Below are 15,819 nucleotides of genomic sequence, written 5' to 3' on the forward strand. Positions count from 1 at the left end.
CTTAATTAACAGTTAAAATTTGACAAAACTTATTGTCCTGAATAGATGTTTCTAGGGATAAATGGGCTTCGTGTGCAACAATAGAATCAAGGTTAGATAAACCCAAACCTCTATTCGATCCTTTTGTTGAATACCCTGAAACCTTCAACTGGTGAAGAGGTGGTAAATTTTCAGATACCGAGTTTGAGATAATAAAACTTACACTTCCCATATCTTTTAAAATGGCACATTCAATAAACCCTTCAGATTTCGCCATTCGGGTTGCTTCTACAGCATTATCTAAAATAATGCCAAGAGAGCGAACTAAAACTAATTCATCAACAGCAACAGAATCGACTTCATTAAAAACAAAAATTGATACCTTAGTTCTTTTTGTATCCACTGAATTGAGTTTAGATAAAAAAATGCTCTTTAAAGAAACTACCTTTAGATTTCCTAACTCCGATAGTTCTAATGAATTATCAAAAATTGTTTTTGATGTTTCCAAAATATTCTGTTTAAAGTATTTCGTAAGTTCTTCAAGATTACCTCGCTCGATATAATTTCCCATTGAAATTAACATATTCTTATAATCGTGTTTAAATGCTCGAAGGTCACTATACTTTTTTTCAATGTCAGTCGCATATTGTTTAAGATAGTGTAAATAATTCTCAATTTCCTTATTTTTATAATACTTTCTTGCACTGAAAACAAAAATTGAAGCAGAAAAAAGAGATAAAAGAGAATACACGATGACGAAGTAACTATTGATCATTTCCATTTCTCGTTGATTTGTAACATGGCGCTCCATCGTAATTACGATAAAGTGTATGAGAAACGTTCCTGTTGCAATTAATGAAATCATCGGCATGTACAAATCATTCTCAAACAAAGAAGTCGTATTTACAAGCTTTCTAAAAGCAAAAGAAAGTAATAAAGCTACAATAACCGTATAAAAAAATCGGGTATATTCTCCTACATTTACATTGAACATAGGATTGATAAATAAAGTTAGATAGTCAGAAAATATAACAATGAGAATTGCAGAACTACTTGAAATCAAAGATTTATGTACCGTTGATTTGGCAACAAAAAAGTTCATTGCAATTAAATAGACCCACAAAAGACCAGTTGCAAATAATTCGAACTGTAAGTACACAAGTGAAAAAATTACAGCACTAATCACACTTAAAACAATAAATTTTCTATTTTTTTCTCGAAGTATTCTAAAACTTAAACTACACATCAAAAAATATTGGACAGATAATAAGATAATAGTTATCAACACGATCCACCTTCCCTAACATAAAATATGCACCCATTTATTACTACCACTTTAAACAGTCAAAAAAAATAATGTTATTTAACTCTATTGCATTTCTTTTCTTCACTTTTTCTATAAATATTCGTTTTCATTACAAATAATACAGTATATTTAATTATATTGCGACATAAATTAAATACACTGTAGTTTTTTTTAGGGATTATATTGTTATCTAATAGACTTACCATTTGGTCCTGTATAAGAGTACCAACCGATACCTTCATACTTCCATCCGTATTTCGTGATATTGTCACGTTCAGCGGCATTCAGCGTGTAGAAATGTTCGCCGTTGTAACGATTGTATAGACGATAAACTGGATCGTCACTTGTTGGAGCTTGCCAACCAATACCTTCGTAATTCCAACCAATTCTTCTTAGATTATCTCGTTCTCCAGTATCTTGAGTGTAGAAGTGTTCTCCGCTATTTGGATTATACATGCGATACATAGGTATTGTTCTTACTGCACTACGAGCAAACCGACTCATTTGATCTTGTTGTAACTCTTCTTTTGGTGCTTGAGTCGCTTCAGCTTCAGACTGTCCTTCTTTTACTGGCGCTTCTAATTTTACTTCTTCTCCATTTACAATTGCTGTTTGCTCTTCGCTAGAACTATTGCTAGTTACTGTTTGTTGCGTAGTGTCATAAGTTGCATTATTCCCTGCTTCTTCCGCGAGGGCATTTTGTGTAGGAATCGTCCAAGTTGATAAAATAGTTGCACAAATCAACACTGTCCATTTATTTTTCATTTGATTTAATCCTCCGTCTTTTCATTAAAAAATTATATGATCAGAACCTTAAAAAATAAAACCGCATTATCGCTTGCTTTTTTTAGTATATCTTCTATAACTGACTAAAAAGGCATGCATAACATGCCATCAGACTGTAGACAAACCTTGACACGAACCATTTCCAGTAAGAAGAATTGATCTTCGATGAACATTCGATCAGCTACCGAGGCATCACGTCCGATTACGCCAGTCCGAGCGCTTTCAGTAAAAAGAGAACCATAAGAGATCAGTTTACGAAAAGCCGGATGGTCATTGATCGAAAAGCGATAAGTACCATGATCCGTTGTTCCTGTCAAATATTCCCGCATCAATGCATGACTGGTCACGTCTTGCGCGTATCTTTTTTGCAGACCTTGCGAGAAATTATAGGTACTAGTAGTAGAATCAATTCCCGAAGTGGCAAAAGCGGCCAATTCTTGTTGCAGGGGCAGGATTATTGGAAGATAATTCATACAAGCTCGCATTCGTTTTGAGTAAGTCTGCAGTGGCGACGCCTAAGGAGGAACCTAATTGGTAAAAACTATAACCAAGTCCTGCTCCTAGGATAGCAGAAACTACTGCAACAGAAGCAGGGAGGGAAACCAATGTAGAACTTAATGTAGCACCAACAGCAGAAAAAGGAGAGGAAAGAGGAGAAACTGACGCCACCGGTTAAAGGAACCAATGCTGCGTTGTGCGGATCTGGTTCTTGGGTAGTGACAGGGATACGAGAGATAGACGGGAGTTCAGGAACAACTTCCGTCGTCGCATGTTGTTCTGCTTTAATCGTATACGTTTCTTGGGCGTGCGTTTGGACAGGCGTGGCAGCAAATGGCAGAAGTGTCAACACAACAAAAAACAAATGAGTGAGTTTTTTCATGTTTTCTCCTTTCAAGAACACGTGCGGCTGATCGACAAGGGGGTCTTTTGCACCTCCGTTCATTCGTATTCGCTTACACATTTAATTATTCTTGAAAAAACGAAAGAGTACAAGGCGTAATAGAAAAAATCAATTTAAAAAAATGTTTTTTATATTATTGGTGTTTCCTTCGTGTATTCTCATGGAAGACAGTAGTTATGTCAAATAATCGTTTGTTTTGGACGCATAATCGTTCACGTAACTGATAAAGAAAAAGAAGGGAGGAATTTATTTGTTTTGAAATTAACGTTATTTAATGTTTGCTTTTTTAATATGTAAAAATAACTTTATTTATAAAAAAGAGGTTGTGACTGAAGTGGTCAGCTTCAAGAAATAAGAAGGAATTGACGAAAATTGCTTCTCAAATTTTTGTAAAATATCGGCTTATTTTTCGAAGAAGCTACTTCTGGAACACCGTTTATTCGGAAAAAAAGGTCTGTGACAAGACTTTTGTCACAGACCTTTTGCTTTTTATTGATCCTGCGATTACTCGTCGCAATTTTTGTGAGAGCTTTTTCGCAAACTCTTTCTTAAAAAGTGTTCAAGAGACAACCTCTTTTATCAATCCGCTACTTCTTCTTTCTTAGCGAAACTCCAAATCAGTCCGATAACAAAACCGATAACTGCTGGTACGATCCACCCCATCCCCAATTTGAAAAACGGCAAGTAGCTTTCCGCAGCATGTAAAAGATTTTGAACGATAGGGGTTTGCTTAATAGATTCGGGGCAGGCATTCAACCCATCAAAAATCGAAGCAATCAACGTAAAATAGGTAGTCATCCGATAAACAGCTGTACGCTGCTTAAACAAAGGACCAACCAACACTAACAGAATCAATGTCATTGCTAATGGGTAGATGAACATCAAAACAGGCAATGAAAATTGAATGATATTCGTCAAGCCAACATTTGCCGCTAAACAGGGAAGGATACTGGCAAGTGCAACAAAAAAGGCGTAATTTCTTTGTGGGAACAAATCTGTGAATGTTTCTGCAAAAGCTGTAATCAAACCAATACCAGTCTTCAAACAAGCTAATATAACGATGAATGCTAATAAGATACTACCATAAGTGCCTAAATAATGATCAGCAATCTGAGCCAGCGTGATTCCGCCATTTTCACTTAGAGCAAAGCTACCTAAGCTCATAGCACCTAAATAAGCGAGCAAAGTATAAATGATTCCCATCAATATAATGCTGATCGCACCAGATTTGATCGTGTCTTTAGCAATTTCAGCAGGTTTTGTTACACCCATGTTTTGGATCGTCGTAACGATGATGATTCCAAATGCTAAAGCAGCAAGCGCATCTAATGTGTTATATCCTTGAGTAAATCCTGTGAAAAAAGCATGGTCTTGGTAATTTGGCTGAATAGGCGCTTGATTGACAGAGCCTAGTGGATTCATAAAAGCAAGGAGAAGCAATGCCCCTAATAAAGCCAAAAATGCAGGATTCAGGAATTTTCCAACATAATCTAATATCTTTGTCGGTTTTCTTGAAAACCACCAAGCCAGCACAAAAAATACAATACTGAAAATTGCTAGATATAGCGTCTGTCTGCTAGGATCGATAAATGGTGCTAAACCAATCTCGAAAGATGTGGTTGCAAGGCGAGGTAAAGCAAAAAACGGTCCGATAACTAAGTAAAGCAAGATGGTAAAAACCATCGCATATGTTTGATTTATCCGTTTTGCTAATTCATATACACCTGAGCTTTTCGATACACCAATGGCAATCACTCCTAAGAAGGGAAGACCGATACCGGTAACCAAGAAACCTAGATTCGCCCAAAAGGTAGCAGCACCTGCTTCTTGACCCAAATGAACGGGAAAGATAAGATTTCCAGCACCAAAAAATAGACCGAAAAGCATGGAGCCTATAAAAAGATAGTCTTTAAATGATAATTTTTTTGTCATACATAACTCCTTTACGGTTTTTTTAAAAGTAACAAAATTTCGAAAAATATGCAACAATTTTCAGAAAATTTCCTATATAAAACGATGGTTATTTAATAACACAAGTGATAAAATAAAAGCGCTGAATCATCTGAGGAGGAAACATCGTGACAAAGTCGAGATTAGAAGCATTTACTGATGGAGTAGTGGCCATCGTTTTGACAGTTCTTGTATTAGACATCAAGATTCCTGATCCATCTGGTATCCATTCTTTATGGGCCATCCGAAATACATTATTAGCTTATGCAATCAGTTTTATATTTGTTGCGGTAATCTGGGTGAACCATCATCGTATATTCCAGATGGCAGAACGCATCAATTACCGAGTGGTCTGGTCGAATATCTTTTGGCTCTTCTGGCTGACTTTATGTCCTTCCGTTACAAGTTGGGTCGGGCGTAACCCTGAAGCTTTTTGGCCTGAGATGGCTTATGTCTTAGTATACACGATGTGGAGTTTTTCTTTTGGTATATTGATGAGGCAAATCATGAAAGCAAATAAACCAGATTCCCATGTCGTGAGAGTTTTGTCAAAGGACCATCGAAGTTTTATCTCTATGTTTATTAACTTATGTTTGATTGCCGGTATCTTTTTTGTACCGATGATTGGGTTATTCGGACGTTTTTTTCGTATCTGGTATTTGGATTTTTTCCTATAAAAAAGCAGATGCCTATTATCAGCGGTTGTTTCCGGGGAAACAAAAAGAGCTGTGACAAAAATATTGTCACAGCCCTTTTTCCGAATAAACGGTGTTCTCCTGCCAACTCCTCGGTCACAAGTCACAATATTCAACAAACATGAGAAGCTGTTTTTTTGAAATTGATCCTTGTGACTCAGAGTGAAACGGCAGGCTCACAACCTCTTTCTTACTTCTTACGTTCATATTTCATATGATAGATCAGTAAGAGAAGCAAGAACCACACAGGTGTCAGTAATAAAGCGATTCTCGTATCTTTTCCTAGGAACAAGACGACACACACAAAGGCCATATAAAGAAAGACCAAATAATTACTCAATGGGTACAGCGGCATTTTAAATGAATGAGCTTTTTTGCCGATGATACTTTTACGATATTTCATATGCGTGTAGACAAGCATACTCCAAATAAACAAGAAACAAGTAGTGGCAATACTGCTTACGAGTGTGAATACTTCACTAGGCATCACGTAATTCAAGATAACCGAAATGAAAATGACGATCGTAGAAAATGTCAAAGCATTCCCTGGAACATGATGTGTTGTTAACTTTTTGAATTTTTTAGGAGCACTTCCTTCTTGTGCTAAAGAACGAAGCATACGTCCTGTACTGTATATGGCGCTGTTGCAGGCAGAAGCTGCTGCACTTAATACGACTAGATTGATCAAGGATGCAGCAATCGTGATCCCAATTTCCGAAAATACCTCTACAAATGGACTATTATCTGGATTCAAGCTATTCCATGGATAGATGGCCATAATGACAAAAAGAGAGCCTAAGTAAAATAAGATGATCCGGATAGGAATATTATTGATAGCTTCCGGCAATACTTTTTCAGGATTTTCTGTTTCCCCAGCGACTAATCCAACTAATTCGATCCCAGCAAAAGCAAAGGTCACCATTTGGAAAGCCAAGATGAATCCTTTAGCACCAGTCGGAAAGAATCCGCCATGAGACCATAGATTCGTGATGCTGGCTGTGCCAATATCTGTCGTATAGTGGGTGAGGATCATATAAGCACCTACGAGGATAAAGGCAATGATCGCTACAACCTTGATCAAGGCAAACCAAAACTCTAACTCACCAAACAATGATACAGCCACCATATTCAAGCAAAGAAGAAGACCTAATGCAATCAGTTCAGGAAGCCACTGAGGAACACCAGGTGCCCAGTAGCGTACATACATCCCAATGGCTGTTAAATCTGCCATTGCAATCGATACCCAGCAGAACCAATACGTCCAACCAGTGATGAAAGCCGCTTTTTTGCCAAGATATTCTGCAACAAAATCCAGAAAAGAATGGTTATTAGTGTTTGATAACAGAAGTTCGCCTAACGCACGCATAATGAAAAAACAGATACATCCAGTGATGAGATAGGCGAGCAATATCGAAGGGCCAGCTAGCTGGATAGACTTTCCGGAGCCTAAAAACAGCCCCGTTCCAATCGCTCCGCCAATAGAAATCAGTTGGACATGTCTATTTTTCAGTCCACGCTGCAGTTCTTGCTCTTCATTCATTTTTAAATCATCCTAACTAAAAAAGTTTATATTACTTCCATATTAAGAGAGTTTTCTGAAAAACACAACTAAGATTCCAAAATTTTCAGAAATTTACTATTTATGAGTAGGCGCAAAAAAAGAACTGCGGTAAACACCGCAGCTCTCTGTCCCAATCAGCGATTGATCCTAAGCATTTAAAATACGTGAAAGGAATTCTTTTGTACGTTCTTCTTTTGGATGGACAAAGATATCTTCTGGTGTACCTTCTTCTGCAATCACACCTTTATCCATAAAAATGACACGGTCAGATACATCTTTTGCAAATTCCATCTCATGCGTCACGATAAGCATCGTCAAGCCAGTATGTGCTAAGTCTTTGATCGTATTAAGCACTTCACCAACCATTTCAGGGTCTAACGCCGAAGTAGGTTCATCGAATAACAATACATCTGGATTCATCGATAATGCCCGAGCAATTGCGACACGCTGCTTCTGCCCGCCAGACAATTGTGCTGGTTTAGCTTCGACATAACGATCCATACCAACTTTTTCCAGATTTTCGATTGCTACTTTTTTGGCAGTTTCTTTATCTCGTTTCAGGACAGTTGTTTGTCCAGACATACAGTTTTCCAAGACGTTCATATTGTTGAAGAGATTGAAGGATTGGAAAACCATACCTAGATTTGTTCGATATTTAGGTAAATTATATTTAGGAGCTAATACATTTTCTCCATTATAAATGATCTCGCCGCCTGTTGGTTTTTCTAGTAAATTGATACAGCGCAAGAAAGTAGATTTACCAGAACCAGAAGAACCGATGATCGTCACAACTTCGCCTTTGTTGACTGTCACGCTGATATCTTTCAATACTTCATTTTCACCGAAGCTTTTTCTTAGATGGTTGATTTCAATAATTTTTTCACTCATGATTCTTCCTCCTTATTCCTGCAAATTTGAATTGTCGATTTCTTCAAGCTTTGTGTAAGCAGAAGGTCCATCGATTTTCTTTTCTACCGCACGCAGGATTCTGGTGATCGTAAAGGTCATGACTAAGTAGATGATCCCGACGATCGTAAATGTTTGGAAGAATTGGAAATTCGCACCGGAAGCAGAGTTCCCTTGGAAGAACAAATCAGCTACGCCGATTACACTTAAAACGGCTGTATCTTTGATATTGATAACAAATTCATTCCCCGTTGCCGGCAAGATATTCCGTAAAACTTGTGGAATAACAACTTTTCTCATCGTTTGGCCATGGGTCATACCAATGGCTTGCGCAGCTTCGAACTGTCCTTCATCTACTGCAAAAATCCCCCCACGGACGATCTCTGTCATGTAAGCTCCAGTATTGAGAGAGACGATAAACAAAGCGGCAATCGTTCGATTCAACGAAATACCAAAAGCGAGTGCCAGACCGTAGAAGATGACCATTGCTTGTACCATCATCGGTGTTCCGCGGAATATTTCGACATAGATAGATAGAAGTGCATTTCCGATTTTTTGGAAGAAGCGGGTCAGTGCATTTCCTGATTCAGGTACCGAACGGAAGACACCAATCAGTAATCCAAGTGTGGTACCGACAACTGTCCCGATTAATGCGATGAACAAGGTAAGTCCAGCACCTCGTAAGAACATATTGCCGTATTGTTTCCAAATCGTAGTGAAGTCAGAAATGATGCCGGGTTTTTCTTCACTATCAGTTGCAGCAGGCTGATCTTTGACTGCTTGGTCCATGATTTTTGTTCGTTCATCGTTAGAGATGCCAGAAAGAATCTGGTTTACTTTTTGGATATCTGGGTCGCCTTTACGCATACCAACAGAAATCTGAACATCTTCCGGGTTTGTCTGGAAGCCATCTGCACCACTGAATTCGAGCATTTCCAAGTCTTTGTTCACACTAGTTGCCGTTACACCTTCCGGACGTTCGCTGACATAACCATCGATCATTCCAGAAGCTAACGCTGTTCTCATGGCTGAGAAATTATCCATTGCTTGTTGTTTCTGCACATCCGGTATCTGATCGATCACAGTATAATGGAAGGTATTTAACTGAGCAGTAATCTTTGCTCCAGAAAGATCTGCTAAACTTTTTGCTTTTGCGTATTTGCCATCTTTCTGGACTACTACTACTAATTGTGATTCATAATATGGATCGGTAAAATCAATTTCTTTTCGTCGTTCAGCAGTAGGGCTCATTCCGGCGATGATCGCATCGATCTTGCCTGATTGAAGGGCAGGAGCCAGACCATCCCATTTTGTTTGGACGATGACTAATTTTTTCCCTAAACCATCTGCTACTTTTTTAGCGATTTGAACATCATAACCGCCGGCGTAACTATTTTGGCCTTGGATTGGCAAGGCGTTATTCTCGTCTGTTTGTTGAGACCAGTTGAAGGGTGCATACCCAGCCTCCATACCTACGCGAAACTCATCGCTCGGTGTTTTTTCATCTGCATTTGCCAGAGATCCCACACTGAATAGTGAGAAGACAAAAGCAAATAGTACGGCAACTGAAACCATATTTTTTTTCATTTTTTTCTCCCTTTCTGATTATATGATACACGAGCGGTCTAGATGAAATGCGGTAAAGCTTTATCTGAAAAAATAAAAAGCGACCGATTTATAGATATAAAAAGGCCGCTAAAATTCCATAAGGTGATAAACCTCTCACAAAACATAGCGCAACTTAGCATCACTGCTAAGACAGTCCGCAAGCTCTTAACTTGCGTCCCAACATACACTTCAAGCAAAAAAGTGTACATTTCGGCGATCCTCCCTATTCCTGCTTCTCCATGTTTGCTTCACTCCACAGGGTTAATGATTCTCGCGACCTCTACCTCATTGATTGAGGCATCTCGTATTCAGTTATTTATACAAAAAAAAGTTTACGATACTCGAGAGGCTTTGTCAATCTATAACTGCTGTTTTTTGAAAATATACTGATAAATATAGAAATCTTTACTTTTACCGAAAAAACAATCAAAATGTGAATCATCTATCCATTGCAAACGATAGTATAATTATACACAAAAATGTATGTAACACAATAAAAAAAGAACTGAAACAGAAAATTTCCTGCATCCAGTTCCACCTCGATTATTTAAGCAGCCGCTTTCTTTGGCTCACGTCCTAGGATCGCTTGCAAAAGAACAACGACACCGTAAATGGCTAATATTAGATAAATCAAACTTGAGTATTGGGTGATTCCCCAGCCCCATGTTCGATAAACGGCTAATGTAATGGCTAAAACAATTGCGGCAATCACGTTGAATAAAGCAAAAGCCCAAAGATTTCCGTTTTCTTTGCGTACAAGGTAAAAAACAGAGAAATAAACACTTAACGCTAACCAGGCGATGCAAGCCAGAATAACGCCCCAGTAAATAAAGAATGGTAACATATCGATTCACCTCACTTTTATACAGCAGTATTGTAACACGTTTTCATTCTTTTGTCAGTGAGGATTGTGATAAATTGTTCAAATGTCCCTCACACTTTTTTATTCCTATTTTTCACACTTTTCAACAATAAATTTGTTTGAGTATGGGCTATAATGGAAAGTGAGGTGACAAAATATGAAACAAGGAACAGTAGACGAAGCAGCAAAAGAGATATTGACTCATCAGAAAATCACGTTTTTGACCGGTGCTGGGGTATCCACACCTTCTGGAGTGCCAGATTATCGATCACTGACAGGAATCTACCACGGAATGGAACAGCCGGAATACTTGCTGAGTCATCAAGCAATGGTGAATGAACCGGATAAATTCTATCAATTTGTCAAAAAGATCTATCATCCTGAAGCAAAACCAAATATTATTCATTTAGAAATGGCACATCTAGCGAAAGAAAAAAATATCTGGGTCGTTTCGCAAAATATCGACGGGTTGCACGCAAAAGCTAAGAGCCCGCAACTCGTCAATTTTCATGGAAGTTTGTATCAATGTCATTGTCGAAAATGTAAACAAACAGTAGACTGGAAAGAATATCTTCACAGCGACAAACATCAAGCATGCGGCGGACAAATACGCCCAAACATTGTGTTATATGGTGAAGGATTTCAAGATGAAGTCATTGAGCAGGCGGCTTACGCCGTCAGCCAAGCAGAGCTGGTCGTCATTGTTGGAACGAGTTTTCAAGTTCATCCATTTTGTGTTCTGGTACAATTTCGCCAACCGTCAGCCAAAATTTTAGTAATCAATCAAACGCCTGTTTATTTAGCGGAACCTTATACGTTTATTCAGGAAGACGGAGCGGTTGTTTTCAAAAAAATACAAGAATTAGGAGTAGACTATGACTGAATTCAAAACAGAAAAAGAAAAGATGATTGCAGGAGAGCTTTATTTTGCCAATGATCCTGAGCTGGTTGCCGACCGTATGTTTGCAAGAAGTCAAAGCCAAATTATCAACCAAGCCGAATCAGCGGAATTGCGATCCCAATTGTTGAAAGAAACATTTGGTCGTACAGGGAAAAAAATCTATATGGAGCCAGTTATCAATTTTGATTACGGATATAATATATTTGTCGGTGAGAATTTTTATGCAAATTTCAACTGTACATTTTTAGATGTCAGCACGATCGAAATCGGTGATAACTGCATGTTTGCTCCCAATGTCCAGCTGTATACGGCAACACATCCATTACATCCAGTGAAACGTAACAGTGGTTTGGAGTACGCAAAACCCATAAAAATCGGTGATAATGTTTGGTTAGGCGGAGGCGTGATCGTCACGCCGGGTGTCACGCTAGGAAACAATGTAGTGGTCGGCGCAGGTTCGGTTGTGACCAAATCTTTCCCCGACAATGTAGTGATTGCAGGAAATCCTGCTCGTATCATCAAGACAGTAGAGGAAGAACCGTTAGAAGAGTCTCTTGAAACATTACGTCAAAAGATTGATACGATCGATCGAGAATTAGTTGCTTTATTAGAAAAAAGAATGGATACAGTAACTAAAATAGGACAAGTAAAAAAAGAAGGAAACCAAGCAGTTTATGATGAAAAAAGAGAGCAGCAAGTATTGGATAAAGTTGCTAAACTGCTGAAAAATAAGGGATACAAGGAAACAATAACAAACACATATGTTGATTTGATGAAACACTCGCGCGAATACCAAAACAAAATGAAGGAGGAATAAGTGTGATCGAAGGAGAGGCACGACGAAAACAAATCATGCAAACCTTGGCAAATACAGAAAAACCAGTGAGTGCTAGCAAGTTTGCGAAAACTTTTGGAGTCAGCCGTCAGATTATTGTCGGTGATATTGCTTTACTACGAGCGGCAGGTAAAAGTATCGTGGCAACAGCAAGAGGTTATATCCTTGAAACAGAAGAAACCAATACTGGACATATCAGTAAAATCGCGGTCCAGCACGGAAAAGATCAAACAGAAGAAGAGTTGAGACTCATCGTTGAAAATGGCGGCGAAATCATTGATGTAATCGTAGAACATCCGCTTTACGGTGAATTAACAGGTACGTTGCACATTAAAACGCCACAAGACATCGATTCATTTATGAGACGTTATCAAAAGAGCAATGCTTCTTTATTATCCGAACTCACAGGAGGAATCCATCTGCATACGATCCGATACCCAGAAAAGCATATGCTGAAAACAATCAAGCAAAAACTAGCTGAAGCAGGTATCTTGTACGAAGGATGACTAGCTCCATAAAAAACAGTACCGAAGAACTGGCGAAATTTAAACGCCAGTTTTTTTATTTTCAAGAAAAAGGTGTTCGTTTTGTCTGCACAAAGTATTGTACGCTTTTTTTGTAACATAACTAGCAAGATAATGGGGGCGGATATGAAATGGATCCAAATAAGCAAGATCAAGGAGCGTTGGAAGCACAAAAAATCAAGCTGTATTATAACGAGGTTGGTGAGGAAAAGTTAGATCAATACATAGAGACGCTCGCGCACAGCCTAATTAAATTCATCCGAAACTTTGAGGACTCTGAATACGTATCTGAAAGATTAAAAAATTTTCTGAAAATTTTTCTGAGAATATTTACACTTACAATCGAAAGTGGCCATTATGGAATGACCTTTACAAAGCAACTCGCTCTTCTGAAGCACTCCATCTAGAAACAATTTTTAGAGATGCAGGATTTAACAAACCTTCCTTCGGTTCGCAAGACTTATCAGTAATATATAAGCAAGCAGAAGAGCTTTTAAATGAAAAAAAAGAAGAGCTGATAGTAGAGATACTAAAGGGAAATCCAAACGTTGAACTGTATATCTCTTATGATCCTAAGGCTGAACAAGGAAAGCTATTAAATAAGAAGCTGAAAAATGGCGAGTATAAAACAAAAGAAGAACGGATAGAAGCTTTAGCAGATGGGTATGAACATCGAGATGAAAAAGCGAAAGATATTGAGAAGGATATCATTCAAGGAGTAGATGAAACGGAAATAGGGGCTATGATACGGCTGATATATCCTCTTGAAAAAACAGTGAGAGATAGAGTGAATTTTTATAAAAACGACCACATAATTTTAGCACCATGGGCTAAAAACAAGGAACTTACTGATCTATGGAGCGGTGTGATTTCACCAAATGAAGAAAAATTCGTGGGATTAAAAGAAAGCCTGATCCATAAGAGTGAACAAGAAAAAATTTTATTGACTTATGGAAACGGAAAAGAATTCAACGCTACTTTTCATGATTTAGAAGAGAAGAATTACAAATGGGAAAGCTGTGAGAAGTATATAGAAATAATTGCAGAAATGTTAGAGGAGAAAAATGGGATACAAGGAAAGCTAAACCAAGATGTTTTTGAAAATTTCGACCAGTATATCCCTTCTACAAAAAGACAAGGACAACTATGGGGAGAATTTCAACGAGTCAGTCGTAAGTTTGAAGAATTCCATTTAGAGAATATAGTAGGATGGGATGAGTTCATGAAAAAAGCGTATCCTGAACAAGGGTTTAAGCATTCCTTGAATCAATGGTTTGGGAAAATGTCAGTAGAACTAGCAAAAGAAAACCCGAAAATAGAACTCGGTGTTTTTTATGATCCAGCTTGGGAAAGCGTAAAAAATTTAGAATTTTATACGCCAATTTCAAAAACAAAATGGAAAAAGCGTTTAGAATCGACAGAGAATGCTATTGCTAAAAAATTGCATCTGGCTGAAACTTCAGATACGTTACACCATTTATATCATAATGAGAGCTCATTAGGTGGTCGGATTTATTATTATGACAGAAAAAATGTGTTGACTAATGTAGCTCCTTGGGCCAAGTCAAAAGAGCTTGGTACAGTCTGGTCAAGAAGTAGTAGAGAAGAGACTTTGACATTTCTACTTCCACAGATGGATGGACAAAGTGATTTATCTGCTTCAATTAAACCGCAAGAGCACCGGAAAATCAGTTTATTTGTGTCAGAAACTGGAAAATATGCAGATGAGGATAATTTTCGACAGAAAAACCCTACAAAAGCAGAGCATACGATAGAGTCTATTGATGGCTATATTTCTGCTACGATAGGTGCAATCTTCAAAAAACAAAGGAAATTTTATGATCCAGATTTCAGACAACATTTTTATGAGAATTTTACAAAATATATCCCATCAGATAAAAAACATTGGGAGCTATGGGACGATTTCCAAAAAGTCAGTAGAAGCTTTGAGGAATTCAAATTAGAAAACATATATAAAAAATTAGATATCAATTTTGAAATACCAATGACGTGGTCTAAGGAATTAACCCTCATATCCTACTTGCATAAGATTAAAGGGGAGATAGCGGTAGAAATAGTAAAAAGAAATCCCATGACTGAATTGACACTTTTTTATGATCCGATACAAATTTATGCAGCATACGATGTTATTGGCTGGACTAATTCTGATTATTCTGATTATTCTGATAGTGATACTAGCAATTCTAGTGATAGTAGCAGGCGTAGCATAGATATCGATCAATATGCTGATAAGATAGAACGGCGTGGTACTGATAGAGCTGGTATATTAGATATTGAAGAAAAATTTGCAAAAGGAACGGAAAGGGAGAATGAAAAATGTCTCGGTAGGATACTCAGATATGCATTTCACAATAAATCAGAGTTAGAAGGAAGAATTGTTCTGTTTGATCGTCATAAACAAATTGTCGATAGATTACCATGGGAAAAAGAAGAGATTGCAGAAGCGTGGAGAAATGCATGCAAAAGTGTCGTTCTTACACCTAGCATTGATAATGAAAATAAACTTCATGAAAAGAAGGAAAGCGAAACAAGTTTACACCAATCAATAGACACTCAGGTAAAACATCGAAAGAGTCCAGAACAGTTGATAAAAAAACAGCCACAGCAGTTATCGAGTCTTTTAAAAACAGTGGGTATAAGGAATGAACAGCCATCAACAAGCACCGATCAACTAATAAGTGCTTCCACATCCCAAGTTGGACAACAAAGAATGGCACAAATCAGACAGCAAGAAGAGAGAGAAACTTCGGCTAATAAAAAGCCATGTGTACGAGAAATAATAAGATTCTATGAACGTTAAAAAGAGATAGACTTGAAAAAAATGCTAAAAACAATCAAGTAAAAACTAGCTGAAGCAGGTATCTTGTACGAAGAATAACAAGCACCATAAAAAAACACCGAAGAACTGGCGAAATTTAAACGCCAGTTCTTTTGTTTTCAAGAAAAAGGTGTTCGCTTTGTCTGTATGAAAGTAATGTATACTT

At 37.8% G+C, this 15,819-nt stretch carries 14 protein-coding genes, 1 pseudogene and 1 riboswitch; of the genes and pseudogenes, 6 read left to right on the plus strand and 9 right to left on the minus strand.

Annotated elements, in window-relative coordinates:
• Nucleotide 1 precedes the first annotated feature (1 nt).
• The 5 genes from AC1F25_RS10935 to brnQ all read right to left on the minus strand — a co-directional run bounded on the left by AC1F25_RS10935 (nt 2) and on the right by brnQ (nt 4,904).
• Nucleotides 2–1,165 (minus strand): GHKL domain-containing protein, encoded by a 1,164-nt coding sequence (locus tag AC1F25_RS10935; protein ID WP_230078823.1) that lies wholly within the window; start codon nt 1,163–1,165, stop codon nt 2–4.
• A gap of 306 nt (nt 1,166–1,471) precedes the next feature.
• Nucleotides 1,472–2,050: a hypothetical protein gene (locus AC1F25_RS10940; protein ID WP_002309778.1), complete on the minus strand. Its 579-nt coding sequence runs from the start codon at nt 2,048–2,050 to the stop codon at nt 1,472–1,474.
• 104 nt (nt 2,051–2,154) lie between these two features.
• Nucleotides 2,155–2,544: a hypothetical protein gene (locus AC1F25_RS10945; protein WP_479994104.1), complete on the minus strand. Its 390-nt coding sequence runs from the start codon at nt 2,542–2,544 to the stop codon at nt 2,155–2,157.
• Nucleotides 2,545–2,612: 68 nt separating this feature from the next.
• The gene (locus tag AC1F25_RS10950; protein ID WP_253736194.1) at nt 2,613–3,014 is read right to left on the minus strand and encodes a hypothetical protein; all 402 of its coding nucleotides are present in this window, start codon (nt 3,012–3,014) and stop codon (nt 2,613–2,615) included.
• Nucleotides 3,015–3,551: 537 nt separating this feature from the next.
• Nucleotides 3,552–4,904: a branched-chain amino acid transport system II carrier protein gene (brnQ, locus tag AC1F25_RS10955; protein WP_479994105.1), complete on the minus strand. Its 1,353-nt coding sequence runs from the start codon at nt 4,902–4,904 to the stop codon at nt 3,552–3,554.
• Between the two features lie 146 nt (nt 4,905–5,050).
• Between brnQ and AC1F25_RS10960 the strand changes: the two are divergent.
• Nucleotides 5,051–5,654 (plus strand): annotated as a pseudogene (locus AC1F25_RS10960) (TMEM175 family protein).
• 153 nt (nt 5,655–5,807) lie between these two features.
• Here the strand turns inward: AC1F25_RS10960 and AC1F25_RS10965 are convergent.
• From AC1F25_RS10965 to AC1F25_RS10980, 4 genes are all read right to left on the minus strand, one after another.
• Entirely contained in the window at nt 5,808–7,157 is a 1,350-nt protein-coding gene (locus AC1F25_RS10965) for an amino acid permease (RefSeq protein ID WP_002293445.1), read from the minus strand.
• Nucleotides 7,158–7,325: 168 nt separating this feature from the next.
• Nucleotides 7,326–8,066, minus strand: a complete 741-nt coding sequence (locus tag AC1F25_RS10970; RefSeq protein ID WP_002293446.1) for an amino acid ABC transporter ATP-binding protein — start codon at nt 8,064–8,066, stop codon at nt 7,326–7,328.
• Nucleotides 8,067–8,078: 12 nt separating this feature from the next.
• Nucleotides 8,079–9,671, minus strand: coding sequence for an ABC transporter permease subunit (locus AC1F25_RS10975; RefSeq protein WP_002293447.1), 1,593 nt, complete (start codon nt 9,669–9,671; stop codon nt 8,079–8,081).
• A 137-nt stretch (nt 9,672–9,808) separates the two neighbouring features.
• A riboswitch (Lysine riboswitch) is annotated at nt 9,809–9,983 on the minus strand.
• Nucleotides 9,984–10,239: 256 nt separating this feature from the next.
• Nucleotides 10,240–10,536 carry a hypothetical protein gene (locus AC1F25_RS10980; protein WP_002293448.1) on the minus strand — a complete coding sequence of 99 codons (297 nt, stop codon included), beginning with the start codon at nt 10,534–10,536 and terminating at the stop codon, nt 10,240–10,242.
• Nucleotides 10,537–10,711: 175 nt separating this feature from the next.
• Here AC1F25_RS10980 and AC1F25_RS10985 point away from each other — a divergent pair, with 175 nt between their 5' ends.
• The 5 genes from AC1F25_RS10985 (at nt 10,712) to AC1F25_RS11005 (ending at nt 15,635) form a co-directional block, all read left to right on the plus strand.
• Entirely contained in the window at nt 10,712–11,437 is a 726-nt protein-coding gene (locus tag AC1F25_RS10985) for an NAD-dependent protein deacylase (RefSeq protein WP_151668956.1), read from the plus strand.
• Nucleotides 11,430–12,272 (plus strand): chorismate mutase, encoded by an 843-nt coding sequence (locus AC1F25_RS10990; RefSeq protein ID WP_025477129.1) that lies wholly within the window; start codon nt 11,430–11,432, stop codon nt 12,270–12,272. Before AC1F25_RS10985 ends, AC1F25_RS10990 begins: the two co-directional genes overlap by 8 nt.
• A gap of 2 nt (nt 12,273–12,274) precedes the next feature.
• Nucleotides 12,275–12,796 (plus strand): transcription repressor NadR, encoded by a 522-nt coding sequence (locus AC1F25_RS10995; RefSeq protein WP_002341084.1) that lies wholly within the window; start codon nt 12,275–12,277, stop codon nt 12,794–12,796.
• A gap of 149 nt (nt 12,797–12,945) precedes the next feature.
• The gene (locus AC1F25_RS11000) at nt 12,946–13,221 is read left to right on the plus strand and encodes a hypothetical protein (RefSeq protein WP_479994106.1); all 276 of its coding nucleotides are present in this window, start codon (nt 12,946–12,948) and stop codon (nt 13,219–13,221) included.
• 335 nt (nt 13,222–13,556) lie between these two features.
• On the plus strand, nt 13,557–15,635 hold the full coding sequence (locus tag AC1F25_RS11005; RefSeq protein ID WP_479994107.1) for a hypothetical protein: 2,079 nt from the start codon (nt 13,557–13,559) through the stop codon (nt 15,633–15,635).
• The last annotated feature ends 184 nt before the right edge of the window (nt 15,636–15,819 follow it).

The sequence above is a fragment of the Enterococcus sp. M-BR2 genome, from assembly GCF_056612775.1.